The 16,757-nt window shown below is 73.4% G+C and carries 12 protein-coding genes; 1 reads left to right on the top strand and 11 read right to left on the bottom strand.

Annotation, left to right across the window (positions count from 1 at the left end):
• Window position 1: 1 nt before the first annotated feature.
• A complete protein-coding gene (locus tag OG407_RS27805; RefSeq protein ID WP_405862142.1) occupies window positions 2-3,238 on the bottom strand; it encodes a BTAD domain-containing putative transcriptional regulator in 3,237 nt (1,078 codons plus the stop codon).
• Window positions 3,239-3,461: 223 nt separating this feature from the next.
• Between OG407_RS27805 and OG407_RS27800 the strand changes: the two genes are divergently transcribed.
• The gene (locus OG407_RS27800) at window positions 3,462-6,479 is read left to right on the top strand and encodes an AfsR/SARP family transcriptional regulator (protein ID WP_405862141.1); all 3,018 of its coding nucleotides are present in this window, start codon (window positions 3,462-3,464) and stop codon (window positions 6,477-6,479) included.
• A gap of 84 nt (window positions 6,480-6,563) precedes the next feature.
• On the opposite strand, the gene OG407_RS27795 is transcribed toward OG407_RS27800, so the two are convergent.
• The 10 genes from OG407_RS27795 to epsC are packed head-to-tail and all read right to left on the bottom strand — an operon-like array spanning window position 6,564 to window position 16,345.
• Window positions 6,564-6,719 carry a hypothetical protein gene (locus OG407_RS27795; protein ID WP_405862139.1) on the bottom strand — a complete coding sequence of 52 codons (156 nt, stop codon included), beginning with the start codon at window positions 6,717-6,719 and terminating at the stop codon, window positions 6,564-6,566.
• A gap of 40 nt (window positions 6,720-6,759) precedes the next feature.
• Window positions 6,760-7,743 carry an acetyl-CoA carboxylase biotin carboxylase subunit family protein gene (locus OG407_RS27790; RefSeq protein WP_405862137.1) on the bottom strand — a complete coding sequence of 328 codons (984 nt, stop codon included), beginning with the start codon at window positions 7,741-7,743 and terminating at the stop codon, window positions 6,760-6,762.
• Window positions 7,740-7,955, bottom strand: coding sequence for a 4-oxalocrotonate tautomerase family protein (locus OG407_RS27785; protein ID WP_328681935.1), 216 nt, complete (start codon window positions 7,953-7,955; stop codon window positions 7,740-7,742). Before OG407_RS27785 ends, OG407_RS27790 begins: the two co-directional genes overlap by 4 nt.
• A gap of 1 nt (window position 7,956) precedes the next feature.
• Window positions 7,957-8,916 (bottom strand): cysteine synthase A, encoded by a 960-nt coding sequence (gene cysK / locus OG407_RS27780; RefSeq protein WP_405862135.1) that lies wholly within the window; start codon window positions 8,914-8,916, stop codon window positions 7,957-7,959.
• Between the two features lie 27 nt (window positions 8,917-8,943).
• Complete coding sequence (locus tag OG407_RS27775) at window positions 8,944-10,209, bottom strand: hypothetical protein (protein ID WP_405862133.1); 1,266 nt, start codon at window positions 10,207-10,209, stop codon at window positions 8,944-8,946.
• The gene (locus tag OG407_RS27770) at window positions 10,210-10,950 is read right to left on the bottom strand and encodes a hypothetical protein (protein ID WP_405862132.1); all 741 of its coding nucleotides are present in this window, start codon (window positions 10,948-10,950) and stop codon (window positions 10,210-10,212) included.
• Entirely contained in the window at window positions 10,947-13,442 is a 2,496-nt protein-coding gene (locus OG407_RS27765; RefSeq protein ID WP_405862130.1) for an ATP-grasp domain-containing protein, read from the bottom strand. Before OG407_RS27765 ends, OG407_RS27770 begins: the two co-directional genes overlap by 4 nt.
• Before the next feature lie 56 nt (window positions 13,443-13,498).
• Window positions 13,499-14,770, bottom strand: a complete 1,272-nt coding sequence (locus tag OG407_RS27760) for an MFS transporter (RefSeq protein WP_405862128.1) — start codon at window positions 14,768-14,770, stop codon at window positions 13,499-13,501.
• Window positions 14,767-15,711, bottom strand: a complete 945-nt coding sequence (locus OG407_RS27755; RefSeq protein ID WP_405862126.1) for a PLP-dependent cysteine synthase family protein — start codon at window positions 15,709-15,711, stop codon at window positions 14,767-14,769. Before OG407_RS27755 ends, OG407_RS27760 begins: the two co-directional genes overlap by 4 nt.
• A 43-nt stretch (window positions 15,712-15,754) precedes the next feature.
• On the bottom strand, window positions 15,755-16,345 hold the full coding sequence (epsC, locus tag OG407_RS27750) for a serine O-acetyltransferase EpsC (RefSeq protein WP_405868636.1): 591 nt from the start codon (window positions 16,343-16,345) through the stop codon (window positions 15,755-15,757).
• Window positions 16,346-16,757: the final 412 nt, after the last annotated feature.

Below are 16,757 nucleotides of genomic sequence, written 5' to 3'. Positions count from 1 at the left end.
GTCACGGCGGGGCGGGCAGCTCCGCCAGGATCTCGTCCATGGTGAGGGTCTCGCCGCGGGCGCGTTCGGCGGCGTAGTGCTCGGCGCCCAGGTCGGTGCGGGCGACGGCCTCGGTGTGCTCGACGCGGGCGCGCTCCGGCATGAGGCGCGGGTGGCCGCCGCGCCAGTGGTCGCCCGCGCCCAACAGCCGTACCGCGCTCGGGAGTTCGCCGAGGTCGGCGGAGAGCAGGGCCGTCTGGTCCACCAGCATCGCGATCAGCGCGTCGGCGCAGTTCTGGTCGACGGCCTCGCGCAGGGTGGCGGTCATCAGCTCAAGGCCGCGCGCCGGGCCGGACTCGGCGGCGGTGATCAGGGCGGCGACCGCGCTCAGGCCGGCCTTGAACTGCGGTGGGGGTGTGCCCTTCTGGCTCTCCGTCGTGGCCAGGTCGCTCAACTCCCGCGCGCGGGCGACGTCTCCGTCCTCCAGGGCGATGTGCGCGCGCAGCATCAGGACGAAGGTGCGGGCGTCCGACACACCGTGCCGGTCGGACTCCGCGGTCGCCCGGTCCAGGCCCGCCAGCGCGCTGACGCGGTCTCCCGCGCGGAAGGCGAGTTCGGCGAGGCGGGCGATGAGGAACGGGGTCTCGGTGTTGGCGCCGACCTCGTAGGCGAGCGCCAGTGCCTCCTCGTACTCCGTCCGCGCCTCCTCGAAGCGGCCGCGGACCATCGCGGCCTCGCCGACCGCGCTGGACACCTGGGCACGCACCCAGCGGTCGCCGACGCGCCGGCAGAGCACCTTCAGCGCCTTCAGGTCCTCGTCGATGCCCGCCATGCCGCCAGGTGAGTCGACGAGGAGGTGGGTGCGGAACATCAGCATCACGGCGTTCTCCCAGTCGCCGCCGTGGGCACGGGCGTTGACGACCGCCGCCTCCATGGCGGGCCGGATGTCCATCGACTCGGTGAGGAAGTAGGCGGTGAGCGGCCAGATGAGCCCCGGCATACGGGCCGACTGCGGGCCGCCGGCGGCGAAGTGGTCCTGGACCAGCCGCATGTACTGCCACATGCACTCGTCCCGCAGGCCGTCCTCCGTCCGGCCCAGCAGCTCGGACTCGGCCCTGAGGAAGAGGTTCAGCAGCCGGAGGTCCATCCGCCGGGTGTGCAGGGGGTGCCGGACGTCCGCCTCCGGGTCGGCGACGTAGGCCTCGTACGGGTCCAGGGCGGACCCGGCCGGCACGGTCAGGGCGAGGACGCGGATCACCCATTCCGCGCCCTCGGTGCGGTAGTTGCGCAGCCACCAGAACCAGCCGACGGCGAGGACCAGGGCACCGGCCTCCGCCTCGTCGCGTGCGGCGACGGAGCGGGCGAGGGCGGCCCGGATGTTGTCCAGCTCGGTCTCCAGGCGGGCTATCCACGGGAGTTGGTCGCCCGAGCGGAGGAGCGGCTCGGCCTCCTCGACGAGGGCGAGCACCCACGCGCGGTGCCTGCGCTCGGCGGCGGTGCGCAGTTCGGGGGTCTCGGCGGCGCGCTCGACGGCGTACTCGTGGATGGTCTCCAGCATGCGGTAGCGCATGCCGCCGTCCGTGTCGCCCGGGGTGGCCACGATCAGGGACTTGTCGACCAGGGAGCCGATGAGGTGGGCCGCGGGGCCGGTGCACACGGCCTCGGCCGCCGCGAGGTCCCAGCCGCCGGCGAACACGGAGACCTCGCGCAGCACCGTCCGCTCCGCCTCGTCGAGCAGGTCCCAGGACCAGTCGACGACGGCACGGAGGGTCTGCTGGCGGGGCAGGACCGTGCGGCTGCCGGAGGTGAGGAGGCGGAAGCGGTCGTCTAGGCGGTCGGCGATCTGGCGCGGGGTGAGCAACCGGAGCCGGGCGGCGGCCAGTTCGATGGCCAGGGGCAGGCCGTCGAGGCGGCGGCAGATCTCCGCGACGGCCTCCGTGTCCTGGAGCACGGCCCGCGCGTCGGGGCGGACCGCGGTGGCGCGATCGGTGAAGAGGCGGTGTGCCTGGTCGGGGACGAGGGGCTCGACCGGGCGCACGGACTCGCCGGGGACGCCGAGGGGTTCGCGGCTGGTGGCGAGGATCGTGAGCCCCGGGCAGCGGGTCAGGAGGGTCTCGGCGAGGTCGGCCACCGCGTCGATGACATGTTCGCAGTTGTCAAGGATCAGGAGTCGGCCGCGCGAGGCGCAGTACTCCACCAGCAGGGCGACCGGGTCGTCCTGCGTGGTCATCAGCTCGGTGGTCAGCAGGGCGGTCTCGCGCAGCCCGAGGGCACTGACCACCGCGCCCGGCACCGCCTCCGGCCGGTCGAGCCGGGCCAGCTCGACGAGCCACGCCTGCGGGAGCCCGGCGGCGGCTTCCTCGGCGAGACGGGTCTTTCCGGAGCCGCCCGGTCCGGTGAGCGTGACCAGGCGGGCCCTGTGCATATCGGAACGGATGGCGGCGATCTCGGGTTCCCGGCCCACGAAAGAGGTAAGCCGCGGACGCAGGTTGCCGTCGCGCTCGGGCGGCCCCGGTACCGGGGGCGTCGTACTCGCGGGTGCCGTCGACGTGAGCAACTCCCCGTGCAGTGCGCGGAGTTCCGGCCCCGGGTCGGTGCCGAGCCCTTCGGCGAGCGCGCGCCGGGCCGCCTCGTACGCGGCGAGGGCGTCGGCTCCTCGGCCCGTGTCACGCAGGGCGCGGATGAGGAGGGCGTGCAGGGGTTCGTCGTAGGGATGCGCGGTGGTCAGTTCCCTCAGTTGCGGTACGACGTCGGCGGCGCGGCCGAGCAGCAGGTCGGCCTCGGCCCGCGCGCGGGTGGCCTCCTGGCGCAGCGCGTCGGGGCGGGCGGCGGCGGAGCGGTCCGGGAGGTCGGCGAGCGCGGGGCCGCGCCACAGGGCGAGCGCGTCGGCGAGGTCGCGGGCGGCGGCGGTCGCGTCGCCGCGGTCGAGGGCGGCCGTACCCCTGCGGGTGAGGTGTTCGAAGACGAACAGGTCCACGTCGTCCCGGGTCGCCGCGAGGCGGTAGCCGCCGGGGTCGGAGGCGATCGCGTCTTTACCGAGGGTGCGGCGGAGGCGGCCGACCAGGGCCTGGAGGGCGGCCGGGGCGTCCTGGGGCGGGTCGTCCGCCCACACCTCGTCGATCAGGGTGCCGAAGGGGATGTTCCGTCCCGGGTGCAGGGCGAGCGCCGCGAGCAGGGCGCGCAGGCGCGCACCGCCGAGGGGTACGCCGGTGCCCTGTTCGTCGTCCGCCCGGGTGCTGCCCAGGATTCTGTACCGCACCGGACCATTGTCGCCGGGCGGCCGGGGCGGGGGCACGGGGTTTCGGCGCGGGGCGGTTGGATGGGGTGGTTTGGGGTGTGCTGCCCATCACCTCCCGGATCGGTACAACGACTGTCTGTGAACAGTTAATGTCCGTATACAGCCAAAGCCTTCACATGGGCCTAGGCTGCGCAGCCGAAGCCCCTACCTGGGCTTCGGCACGTTTTTGGGGGCAGGGGACGCGTTGACCGGAGCAGCACCGCAGGCTGTGCACTTCAACATCCTGGGCGCGCTGGAGATCTGGGCCGACCAGCAACGGCTGCGGCTCGGCGGGCCGATCCAGGAACGGGTCCTCGTCACCCTGCTGCTGGAGCCCGGACGTGTCGTGCCGGTAACACGACTCGTCGAGGCCGCGTGGAACGAGGAGCCGCCCGCGACGGCCGTCCACCAGATCCGCAAGGCCGTCGCCGACCTCCGGCGCCGGATACCCGGCGGGGCCGGACTGCTGGTCACCGACGGGCCCGGCTACCGCGCCGCCGTCGCCGACGAGCAGCTCGACCTCAGCCGCTTCACCCGGCTCACCGGCGAGGCCCGCGAGCAGTTCGCCGCCGGTGGAGCCGCCCAGGCCGCCGACCTGCTGCGCCGGGCGCTCACGCTGTGGCGCGGCCCGGTCCTGGCGGGCTCCGGCGGGACCACCCTCGCCGCCGCGGCCACCGCCCTCGACGAGCGCCGGCTGGCCGCCGCCGAGCAGCTCTTCCAGCTCCGTCTCGACCAGGGCGAGAGTGGCGAACTCGCGTTCGAGCTACGCGAGTTGATCGTCGAACACCCGCTCCGCGAGACCCTGCGCGGCCAGCTGATGCTCGCCCTGTACCGCTCGGGCCGCGCCGCCGAGGCCCTGGAGGAGTACGGCCGGGTGCGCGACCTGCTCGTCGCGGAGCTCGGCATCGACCCGGGCCCCCGGCTGACCAAGCTGTACGAGGCGATCCTGCGCGACAGCGACGAACTGACCGGCCCCGAGCCGCAGTTGCCCGCCACCGCGGGACCGCGGGCCCCCGTCACCGCCCCGTCGCTGTCCACGCTCCCCTACGACCTCTCCGACTTCACCGGCCGCGAGGAGGAGCTGCGCACCCTGCTGCGGCACGCCGCCGAGCCCTGTGACGGGACGCGGATCGTCGCCGTGGACGGCATGGGCGGCAGCGGCAAGACCTCCCTCGCGGTGCGCGCCGCCCACCAGCTCGCCGAGCAGTACCCGGACGGGCGGCTCTGCTTCGACCTGCGCGGCTACTCGCCCGGCGAGGAGCCCCAGCAGCCGACCGCCGTGCTCGGCGCGCTGCTGCGCACCCTCGGCGTCCCCGACCAGCGCGTCCCCGAGGACGAGGGCGGCCGGGCGGCGCTGTGGCGGGCCACCCTCGCGGGCCGGCGGGTGCTGCTCCTGCTGGACAACGCCAGTGACTCCACCCAGGTCCGGCCGCTGCTCCCGGCCTCGCCCGGCTGCCTGGTCCTGGTCACCAGCCGGGCGCGGCTGATGGATCTGGACGGCGCCGAGTGGATCTCGCTCGGGGTGATGCCGCCCGAGGAGAGCGTGACGCTGCTCGCGGAGACACTCGGCGAGCGGCGCGCGGCGGCCGAGCCGGAGGCCGTCGCCGAACTGGCCGAGCTGTGCGGTCACCTGCCGCTGGCCCTGCGCATCGCGAGCGCCCGGCTGCGCAACCGCCAGCGCTGGACCGTGCAGTACCTGGTCGACCGGCTGTGCGACGAGACGCGGCGGCTGGGCGAGCTGAGTTCGGGCGAGCGCAGTGTCGCCGCGACCATCCAGCTGTCGTACCAGGCGATGGAGGAGGAGCACCGCCGGGCCTTCCGGCTGCTCGGGCTGCATCCGGGGACGGAGGTCGACGTCCACTCGGGCGCCGCGCTGCTCGGCACCGACCGGCGGACCGCCGAGGACGTCCTGGAGCGGCTCCTCGACGTGCATCTGGTGCAGCAGCACACGCTCGGCCAGTACACGCTGCACGATCTGGTGCGCAGCTTCGCGCAGAGTCTGCGCACCGACGCCGCCCGGGCCACGGACCACGCCGCGCTGGAGCGGGTCCTCGACTACTACGTGGCGGCCTCCGAGCAGGCGTGCGCGGTGCTGTTCCCGCGCCGGGCCCGGCATGCCACACCGGCGCCCGCGGACGTGGCCGAACTGCCGCCGCTGCACGGGGTGGAGCAGGCGCGCGGCTGGTTCGACCAGGAGCACTCCGCGCTGCTGTCCGCGGTGACGGTCGCCCATGAACAGGGCCTGGACGTGCAGACCGGGCAGCTCGCCCGCAACGCCATGTTCTATCTGAACCTGCGCGGCTCCTTCGACGAGTACGAGAACGTGGCCGTCCTCGCGGTGGCCTCCGCCCGCCGGCTCGGCGACCCCTCCGCGCTGCGCGCCGGCCTGTCCAACCTGACGTCCTCGCACTGGAAGCTCGGCAAGTTCCGCGACGGCCTCGCCTCGGCCGAGGAGGCCCTGCGGATCGCGCGGTCGGCCGGCGACCTGCACGGACAGGCCGTCAGCCTCGACCAGTTGGGGCTGCTGCACAGCTGCCTCGGCCATCTGAAGGAGGGCCGGGACAGCCTGGTCCGCAGCATCGAGCTGCACGAGAACGCGCTGCGCAAGGAGATGGCCCTGTGCAACCTCAGTACCGTCTGCGCCTGGCTCGGCCGGTACGACGAGGCGGCGGCAGCGGCCGAGCGGGCCGTCGAGCTGCGCCGCGCGCACGGTGAGCCGGTCAGCCAGATCCCGGCCCTGAACGACCTGGCGATCGCCCTGCTCGGCCTCGGCGAGCCCGAGCGGGCCAGGGCGTGCCTCGGTGAGGCGATGTCCGCCGGTGACGAGTCCTCGTTCCCGGAGGACCTCGCGCTCACCCTCGCGCTCGCCGCCGACGCCGAGCAGCGCCTCGGCCGGCAGCGCGCCGCGTCGGCGTACGCGGAGCAGGCCCTGGACCTGGTGCGGGAGCGCGGTACGGCGCTGCGGTGCTGCGACGTCGAGAACATCGTCGGCCGGATGCACCGGCAGCGCGGCGCGCACGCGCAGGCCCTGGAGCTGCACCGGAGCGCCGCGCGGCGGGCCGGTGCCATCGAGTACCGGGTGGAACTGGCCCGCGCCCACGACGGGATGGCGCACGCGGCCGCCGCGCTCGGCGACGGCGCGTCGGCGCGCCTGCACCGGACACAGGCGGACGAGCTGTTCGCGTCGATGGACATGCCCGCCATGTCCGACGGGCCCGGCTGACCCCAACTGCCCACGGCGGGCCTACGGTTGTGCCCCGCACCCGGACGTACGGGCGCGGGGCACTGTCGTGCCGGAGGCGTGCGGTCAGCCGGTGACGAAGTCCGGGCCGCCGTTGTTCAGCGGTGCCGCCGCCATCCTGTCGGGGCCCCCGTTGTTCGCCGGAACCTCCGTGGCCGTCCCCCAGCCCAGTACCAGAACCGCCGCCACGATCCCTATGAGCCCGACCGTCTTCCTGCGCATCGCTCTTCCCCCCTGTGGTGGTGATGTCGTTCGACGTCCCTCATGGTGCCGCCGAGCGATCCCGAAGCGATACCGTGCGAGTACCACTGGTCACCGGCTGTTCCTGTGCGAGGGCCCGGAACAGCCACAGATCGGGATCGAACCCCCTGTCGGCGTGCGGGACTTGCGGTTCGCGGCAGACGAAGGACGCCTCGGCGGCGACCACGCGGGCGCCCCGCTCGGTGAGCACCAGCCGGGTGTACGCGGGCCCGGAGCGGTAGTCGGCCAGGTCGAGCAACGCCCGTGCAGCCGCCCGCAGTTCGGACCGCACATGGGTGTCCAGCGGTGCCGGGTACAGCTCGGTGACGGGCCCGCCCGCGGGATGCCGGGCCGTGAGGGCGAGGACGTGGTGGGCGCCGTCGACCGTCAGGGTGTGCACCCCGAAGACGGGCCCGGCGAGATACTCCTCCACCAGGTAGGGTCCCGGCGCCGCGTCCGCCTCCCGGCGGGCGGTCCAGGCCGCCAGGTCTCCGGGGCAGCCGATCCGGGTGACGTGGTGCCCGCCCGCCGCGTCGGTCCGCTTGACGACCAGCGGCAGCCCCAACGCCCGTACCAGGGAGGGGACTTCCCCCACCGAACGGGCTTCCCGGGCACGCACCACCGAGCGGCCGTCCTCGTTCAGCAGACGGCGCATCGCGGTGCGGTCGCGGATCCGCCGCACGGGCTGCGGGCTGGTCGTCGACGGTCCCGCCGCGTCGGCGGCGGCGAACGCGGCGGCCCTACGGCGCCGGTCGCCCAAGTGGAGCACCTGGGCGATGCCGTGCCGGCGGGCGGTCCTGCCCAGCAGGACGGCGAGGGTCGCCGGGTCGCCGGTGTCGGTCAACAGCAGGACCTGCGAGAGCCGTTCGGTCTCGGCGAGGCAGTGCGGTGCGCACAGCGCCGGGTCCTGCACCGACCAGACCCGGAACCCGGCGGCCACGGCCCTGACCACGGAGGTGTGGCAGGGCTGGACGAGGAGCAGCCGCCGGTCGGCCCCGCACCTCATGTGCCGGCCGGCGACCGGTCCGGTCCGACGAGTTCGTCGGCGAGGGTGCCGCCGCTGCCCCAGTGGTCGTGCGCCACGTCCCGGACGAGGACGGTCACGGCCTCCTTGGGGCAGCCCGCGATGCGTGAGGCGGTGGCGGTCAGCTCGGCCACGAGTTCGGCGCGGGCGGCACGGTCGTTGCCCTGCCACCAGTCGACGGTGATCACCGGCATGTCAATGCTCCTTGCTGTCGGGGGTGTTGGGGGTGGGGTCGTCCTGCCACAGGCTGAGGTAGCGCTCGCCGGTGTCGGGCAGCACGGTGACGACGGTCCGGCCCGCGTACTCGGGCTTGGCGACGAGCCGGGCGCAGGCGTGCACGGCCGCGCCGGACGAGACGCCGACGAACACGCCCTGGCCGCGCGCGAGTTCACGGGCCGTGCGCAGGGCGTCCGGGTCGGCCACGGTGACGACCTCGTCGATGAGGGAGACATCGGTGGTGGCGGCGACGAAGCCGCCGTTGAGGCCGGGGATGCGGTGCTGGCCGGCCGAACCGCGGGACAGCACAGGGGAGTTCTCCGGCTCCACCGCCACGACGTGCACCGCCGGGTTCCGCTCCTTGAGGTAGCGGGCGATGCCGGTCAGGGTGCCGCCGGTGCCGACCCCGCACACCAGGACGTCGACCCGGCCGCCGGTGTCCGCCCAGATCTCAGGGCCCGTCGTCTCGTAGTGCGCGCGGACGTTGTCCTCGTTCTCGTGCTGGCGGGTGAACCAGGAGCCGGGCGTGGCCGCGTGGATCTCCTCGGCCCGGGCGATCGCGCCCTGGTAGCCCGTCTCGCGCGGGGTGCGGACGACCTCGGCGCCCAAAGCCCCCAGCAGGGCGATCCGTTCGGCGGTCGCGCTGTCGGGCAGCACGATCACACAGCGGTGGCCGCGGGCGGCGGCGAGGGCGGCCAGCGCGATGCCCGTGTTGCCCGAGGTGGCTTCCACGACCGTGCCGCCGGGCCGCAGTTCGCCGCGTTCCTCGGCGGCCCGCAGCATGAACAGGGCGGCCCGGTCCTTGATGCTGGACAGCGGGTTCACGGACTCCAGCTTGGCCAACACCCTTACGCCGTCCGCCGCTTCGTCCATGCGCAGGCGGATCAGGGGAGTTGAGCCGACCAGGTCGGCGATGCTGTCGGCGATGGGCTGGGGCACGGTGTCCTCAAAGGTGTCAGGAGTGGGTCAGGCGTCTTCGAGCACGAGCTGCTCCAGGAACCAGGTCTCGACCTGCCGCAACCGCTCCTCCACGGCCGCGCGGTCGGGGCCCGAGACCAGCACCGTGCACAGGAAGTCGGAGGAGGTCCGGGCCGCCGTCATGGTCTGTCCGGGCTCGACGAAGACCCGGAAGCGCTCGACCCAGGGGAACTCCGGCGGCACGGCGTCCGGTACGGCGGCCACGCGTCCCGGGCGCTTCATCAGCACCAGCTGGCCGGTCATGGTGCGGGGCAACGGCCGTTCACCGTACGGCGGTTGCCCGACGGCCACCGGCAGGCCGGCCTCGGCGCGCAGCCAGCTCTCCGTGGGGTCCGCGCCGAACAGCAGCGTCACGATGTCGCGGATCGCGGCACCGCCCGTGCGGCAGGCGATCTCGCAGAGCACCAGCTCGTCGTCGGGCGTGTGGAAGACCTCCGCGTGGAAGGCGAAGTTCTCCGGTCCTGGCAGCGCCGCGAGCAGCCGCTCCGTGAACGCGAGCAGCCGGTGGGACAGCGGGTCGTCGACGTCGAGGGTGAGGTCGATCCGGGGTCCGGTGTCGGTGGCGAAGGTGGCGAGGGCGTACTGGTACTGCGAGGGCCAGGCCAGCGCGAGCCGGCCGCCGAGCACGAGGCCGTCGATGTGGCAGAGCGGGCCGGGGACGTACTCCTCGGCGATGAGGTTCGGCAGGTCGGGGCCGTAGAGGCCGAAGTCCTCGGCGAGGTAGGTGTCCAACTCCTCGCGCGTGCCCAGGATATGGAGGCCGACCGAGCCCGCGCTGTCGCGCGGCTTGAGGACCACGGGGAAGCCGTGCGCGTCGGCGAACGCCACGATGTCGGTCGCCGTCTCCATCTCCCGGTACGCGGCCACCCGCACCCCGGCCGCCGCGGCCAGCTCCTTCATCAGGGACTTGTCCCTGAACGGCAGCACGGTTTCCGTCTGTTGGCCGGGCAGGCCGAGTATCTCCCGTAGTACGGCGGCCCGTTCGAGGTCCCGTTCGTGCGGGGCGACGACGTGGGTGACGCCGTGCTCGCGCGCGAGGTCCAGGGCGCGTTCCTCCAGCCGGCCGCTCGTGTCGTAGCCGTCGACCGCCTCGGTGTGCGCGTATCCGGCGCCGGGCAGGGGGAGTTGCTCCCCCACCCGGTCGAGGTTCTCGCGCGAGGCGAGCAGCAGGACGTCACCGTCGTGGTCGGCGAACCAGGTGTCGTAGGGGACCGCTCGCAGCGATCCGACCTGGTGCAGGACGAGCACACTCATTCAGACCGCCTCCACGCTTTCGAGCTGCCGTGCCTGTGCGCACACGAGCCGGCGTGCGTCGGTGGTGCGTCCCGTGTACCGGACGGTGTCGACGCGCCAGGCGCCGAACTCGTCGCGTACGGCCGCGACTTCGAGCGGATGCCCCGCTACGGCGGGCAGCACCGCGAGGGCCGCGTCGGTGGCGGGGTTGCCCGGACCGTGGTGCCGGGGTCCGCTCGTCGCGGGTTCCACGGTGAGCCCCGCGGTGGCGGCCGTGTCGCCCTCGGCGAGACCGCCCCGGGCGAAGGCACGCAGCGCGGTCTCGTCCCCGAGGTCGGCGACGACCGCCCGCTCGGGGCCGCGCCTGCGCCGTACCCGTAGGGGATATCCCCAGGCGTGGGCGGCCCGGTACAGGTCGGGGATCGTGGCGGCGGGGGTCCGCCGTACGACGGGCACACCGGCGGCGCCGAGCAGCTCGGCCGCGCGGATCGCGTCGGCGCCGGCCACGGCCTCGTCCCGGGTCTGGCCGGGGAGGCACAGGTGGTCCCGGAGCGAACCGGCGCGGATCTGGTCGTCGGGGTGCAGGGCGACCAGGGCGGCGATGTGCGTGTTCGACGCGAGGCTCAGGACGGCGAGTTCGGCGGTGGCGGAGGCGGAGTCGGCGGCGGTGCTGGAGGAGTCCACCACGATCGCGTCCCCGCCGAGCCACTCCCCGTAGGGCAGATCCCCCAGGGACCGCCGGTGCAGTACGACGACCGTCATGCCCGGTCCTCCCCTTCCATGCGGACCGTCAGCCCGGTCGCGACCAGTTCCTCGCAGAGCAGGACCGCCTTGTCGGTGGTCGGGGCGGTGACGGCGAGCAGGCCGAGGCGGTCCCAGTTGTCGCGGGTGGCGCGGAGTACGGAGCCCTTGCGGGCGGCGATGTCGACGGCGAGGACGTCGGGGTGGGCGCGGAGTTCCTCGGCGCCGGTGACCTCGGCGACCGTGCCGGGGCGGCCGAGCAGGCCGCGTACGCAGCCCGCGGCGCGGGCCTCGGGGCGGGCGGACAGCGGGTCGGCCAGGCCGAAGGGCCAGGCGAGGGTGTACCGGACGAGGTCGATGTCGTAGGCCGCCCGGACGAGGGTCTGGATGCGGCCGCCGCCGTTGCGGTTGTGGCCCTCGATGACGAGGGGCCCGCGCGGGGAGAGCCTCAACTCGGTATGCGCGGGGCCGTCCTTGAGGCCGACCGCGTCGAGGAACGCTGCCACGGCCTCCTCGATGCGCCGTTCCTGGTCCGCGCTCAGCCTGGCCGGCATCGCGTGGCCCAGTTCCGCGAAGTGGGTCTCGTCGACGAGCTTCTCGGTGATCGCGACGACGACGTGCCGGCCGCCGAAGCTGAAGGACTCGATGCTGAACTCGGGGCCCGGGATGTACTCCTCCATGAGGTAGCCGCCGACCTGGTAGAGCGTGGTGCCCCGGTCGACCCCGCCCGTGCGCAGCGCCTCGATGTGCTGCCACACCGTGTCGACGTCCTCGGGTCCGGACACCTTGAAGATGCCGAACCCGGCGGTCAGGTCGACCGGCTTCACCACGAACGGGTAGCCGTGCGCGGGCCCGAACGCGGCGAGGCTCTCCCGGTCGGTCAGCGGACCGGCGCCGATCGCGAACTCCGGTGCCACGTGCGCGAGATGGCGGCGCATCGCGAGCTTGTCCCGCAGGAGCCGGGCCGTCTCGTAGCTCGTTCCGCCGAGTCCGAACAGGTCGTTGATCCGGCCCGCGATCTCCAGTCCCGGCTCGGTCAGGGAGAGCGCGGCGGCGAAGTTCCACACCTGGTGGGCGGCCCGGGCCAGCGGTTCCACCACGGTCCAGTCCGTGAAGTCGGCGACGAAGGTGACGTCGGCGAGCTTCGCCTGCTCCGGGTCGAACTTGTCCTTGTGCTGGATCAGGATCACGTTCAGGCCGAGGGACTTGGCGATGCGGAGTGGTTCGGTGAGATGTCCGAGGAGGAGCAGGGTGCGCTCGGGGACCATCGGCTGCGCGGGCTGTGTCCGTACGGCGTTCAGGAGCGCCGACGTGTACGTCACCCGCAGCAACTCCTGTGCCGCACGCGCCCGTTCCTCGGTCTCCCGGGCGTCGGCTCCCTCGACCACGACGAACCCGTGGCGGCTTCCGGAGTGCACGGTGACGGGGAGTTCGTCGCCGGGGCCGTAGGGGAAGCGCACGTCGTGGACGTACGTCAACTCGCTTATGGCGCCCTCGCCCTGGATCTTCTCGATGCGGCCCGGCTCCAGTTGGAAGAAGGAGATCGCGGCCGAGCGGTCGGCGGTGCCCGGTGCGAAGGGGCGGCCCGCGAGCGCCTCGAAGATCGCCGCCTCGATGTCGAAGCCGGTGGCGAGGCGGATCAGGTGCGGGATGCGGTCGCCGCCGAGCCGGGCCTGCGACTCGACGACGCGCGGTCCGTCGGCGGTCAGGATGATCTCGGTGTGGGCGGGGCCGAAGCGGTGTCCGGCCGCGTCGAGCAGTGCCGTCACCAACTCGCCCATCTCCACGGCGGTTTCGGCGGGCAGCGGGGCCGGGAAGAGCTGGCCGGTCTCCACGAACAGCGGGCCGTCCGTGACCTGCTTGGCGGTGATGCCGACGACCTGGTGGACGCCGGCCGCGCTGAGCGTCTCGACACTGAACTCGGGGCCGTCGAGGAACTCCTCCACGACCACCGGGCCTTCGTAGGCGAAGGTCTGCAACTCCTGCTGCCAGGAGTGGAGTTCGTCGGGCGTGCGGACCAGGCGGACGCCCGCGCTGCCCTGGAGGCGGGTCGGCTTGACGATCGCCGGGTAGCCGAAGTCCCGTAGCAGCGCGGGGACTTCGGCGGGGGTGTCGGTCACCGCGCTGCGCATCGGGGAGAGACCGTGCTCGGCGAGGAGGGTGCGCATCGCCGCCTTGTCGTTGAGGCGGCGGACCGCCTCGGGCGGGTTGAGGGCCAGGCCCAGGGCGTCGGCCTCCAGCGCGGCCGGGAGCATCGTGGACTCCTTGCCGAGGTGCAGCACGTGCGCCACGTCGTGGGCGAGGGCCGTCTCGCGGATCAGGGCGCGCAGGGCCGGCTCGTCGGCGAAGTCGGCGTACAGCAACTCGCGGGAGTGGCGCGCCACTTCACGGAGGTAGTCCTCCGACTGGAGGGTCGGGTCCCAGATCGAGACGACCTCGAAGCCGGCGGCCACGGCCTTCTCCACCAGCTGGCGGTACGGCTGGACCATGAGGATCCGGTTGTTCTCGGTCACTGCTGGGCCCTTTCAGGAAGATGCGCAGGAGGTGTGCGGGATACGGCGGTTGCGGCTCAGCCGGCGGTCGGCACCGGGTGGGCGACCGCGGCCGTGCGGGCGTCCTGGGCGCGGAACAGCGACTGGTACAGGGCCATCGCGGCGAGGCCGAAGACGGCGTAGACGACGGCCATGCCCCAGGGCGGGACGAGGGCGCTGACGGTCACGCAGAGCGAGCCGACGAGGAGGCCGAGGCGGACCTGGAGGCCGTACGCGGCCATGTACTTGGTGCGGGAGGCGTCCGGCACCGAGTTGGCCAACAGGGTCTGTTTCACCGGGGCGTTCATCAGCTCGCCCGCCGTGACCACGAAGGTCGCCACGATCAGGGTCCAGGCGTCGCCGCTGACCGCCCACACCATGTAGCCCGCGGTGAACACGACGATCCCGCCCATCAGCCGGCGCCGTTCGCCGACCTTGCCCAGCAGCTTGCCGACCCACAGCGCGCAGCACACGACCAGCAGGGTGTTGACGGCCCGCATGATGCCGAGCATGTTGACGCCGTTCACGCGCACGTGCCACGGGCCGAGGTCGATGAGGTCCTGGGTGGTGAAGTGGTCGCCGAGCCGGACCGCGATCGACGACGAGATCTGCACCTCGATGGAGCGGATCAGCAGGGCGGCGACGATGAGGCGCAGGAAGACGCGGTCGCGGACGACGAAGAGGTAGCCGGTGAGCGCGGACTTGACCCCGCGCGGGTTCTCGACGCCGTCCTCGGGTGCCGTCTCCTTGATGCCGAGGAAGGTGGTGGTGAAGACCGCGCCGAGGCATACGCCCGCCGCCGCGAGGAGTTGGAAGAAGTAGCCGCCGTAGAAGAAGCCGCCGACCAGCGAGCCCAGCATGAACGCCATGTTCGTGGACCAGTAGTTGATCGTGTAGATGGCGGTGCGGGACTCGACGGTGGTGACGTCGACGAGCATCGCGTCGTTCGCGGGCAGCGCGGTGCCGGCCGAGCAGGCGGCGACCAGGTACAGGACGTACAGGACGATGCCGTTGTCGCCGCCCGCCGGGGAGGCCACGAACGCGAGGCCCAAGTACGCGAGGCAGGCGCCGAGTTCACCGCCGAGCAGGACCGGGCGGCGGCCGTAGGTGTCCGAGAGGTGGCCGCCGACGAGGTTGCAGGTGATGGCCGCGAGGGCCACGACCAGCGTCATGAGGCCGGCGGTCGCGGCGCCGTAGAGCTTCGCGAAGTGGATCACCATCAGCGGGACGAGCATGATGTCGAAGAACCGCTGGACGAAGGCGACGGCTATGCGCAGCCGGAGGTTGGGGTGCAGCTCCTTGAAGTTCACCGGTCGGCCTCGGCGTCCGTGGGCTCTTCGGGCCACCAACTGAGGTACCGCTCACCGGTGTCGGGGAAGACGGTCACCACGGTGGCGTCCAACAGGTCGTGGCGGCGGGCCAGTTCGGCGCAGCCGTGGGCGGCGGCGCCGGAGGAGATGCCGACGAGGAGTCCGGTGCGGGCCGCGATCGCGCGGGTGGCGGCGGCGGCGTCCTCGTCGGAGACCGCGATCACCTCGTCGATCAGGTCGACGTCGGTGACCGGGCTGATGAAGCCGCCGTTGAGACCGGGGATGCGGTGCGGTCCGGGCGCCCCGCCCGACAGGAGGGCCGAGCCGGTGGGCTCTACGGCCACGACCCTCAGCTCCGGGTTGCGTTCGCGCAGGTAGCGGGCGGTGCCGGTGAGAGTGCCGCCGGTGCCCACCGTGCAGACCAGATGGGTGACTTGACCCTCGGTGGCCTGCCAGATCTCCGGGCCCGTGGTCGTGTAGTGGGCCCGTACGTTGTCGGGGTTGGTGTGCTGGCTCGCGTACCAGGAGTCGGGGAGGTCGGCCGCGAGCTTCTCGGCCCGCTCCACGCAGCCCGCGAACCCGAGGGTGTGGTCGGTGAACTCGACCTCGGCGCCCAGCATGCGGAGGGTCAGGACGCGTTCCTGGGTGGCGTTGTCGGGCAGCACGATCAGGCACCGGTAGCCGCGCGCGACCGCCAACGCGGCCAGGGCGATACCGGTGTTGCCGGACGTCGACTCCACCACGGTGTCGCCGGGCCGGAGTTCGCCGCGTTCCTCGGCGGCCCGGAGCATGAACAGGGCGGCCCGGTCCTTGATGCTGGACAGCGGGTTGGCGCACTCCAGCTTGGCGAGGACCCGGGCGTCCGTGCCCTCAAGGGGCAGCCTCAGGAGGGGAGTTGAGCCGACGAGGTCGGCGATGCTGTCGACTACGGCCAGAGACATGGGCGGTCCTCGGTGGGAAACGGGCGGGGAGCGGTGCGGGCGGTCACCAGGACCCCGCCGAGGCGGTCACCGCGAACAGGTCCTCCATCAGGCGGGGTTGGTGCCCCTCGGCCCGGATGACGGCGGTCGGCGCGAGGACCCTGGCGTACGCGGGCACGTCCTTGTTGACCAGCGCCTGGGCGCCGATGACGGCGTGGTCGGCGATGGTCACGGGGCCCAGCACGGTGGCGTTGGTGCCGAGCACGACGCCGTTGCCGACGCGGGGGTGCCGGCGTTCGCCCTCCGGCCGCTTCACATCGCTCCACCAGCCGACCGCGCCGAGCGTCACCTGGTGGTAGATCGTCACGTCGTCCCCGACCTGCGCGGTCTCCCCGATCACCACGGCCGCGCCGTGGTCGATGAACACCCGCCGGCCCAGCTCGGCACCGGGGTGGATCTCCACACCGGTGGCGCGCCGGGCGCCGTAGGCCAGCAGCCGGGCGGTCATCCGGTGCCCGCGGCGATGCAGGCGGTGGGCGACCCGGTGCGTCCACAGGGCGGGCAGCGCGGGGTGCAACAGCGCTTCGCGGCGGCTGCGGATGGACGGGTCGCGCTCGACGACCACACGGAGGTCTTCCCGCAGGGTGCGGAGCAGGCCGTACGCCGGTTCGAGGTGAGCGGGGTCCTGCGGGCCGTCCACCGGTTGGAGGTGGGCGGGGTCCTGCGAGCCATCCACCGGTCGCGGGAGGCCGGGCTCGTGCGGGCCGCCCACCGGCCGCGGGGCAGCGGGGCCGCGCAGGCCGTTCACCGGCTGGAGGTGAGCGGGGTCCTGCGAGCCATCCACCGGTCGCGGGAGGCCGGGCTCGTGCGGGCCGCTCGCCGGTCGCGGGGCAGCGGGGGCGCGCAGGCCGTTCGCCGATTGGAGGCGGACGGGGTCCTGCGAGCCGTCCGCCGGTCGCGGGAGGCCGGGCTCGTGCGGGCCGTCCGCCGGTCGCGGGGCAGCGGGGCCGCGCAGGCCGTACGCCGAATCCGGGGCGGTCGATCCGTGCGGCCCCTCCGCCGTCGGC

The organism is Streptomyces sp. NBC_01515 (assembly GCF_045040345.1).
GTDB lineage: Bacteria > Actinomycetota > Actinomycetes > Streptomycetales > Streptomycetaceae > Streptomyces.
This window is presented reverse-complemented; position numbering and strand designations above follow the sequence as displayed.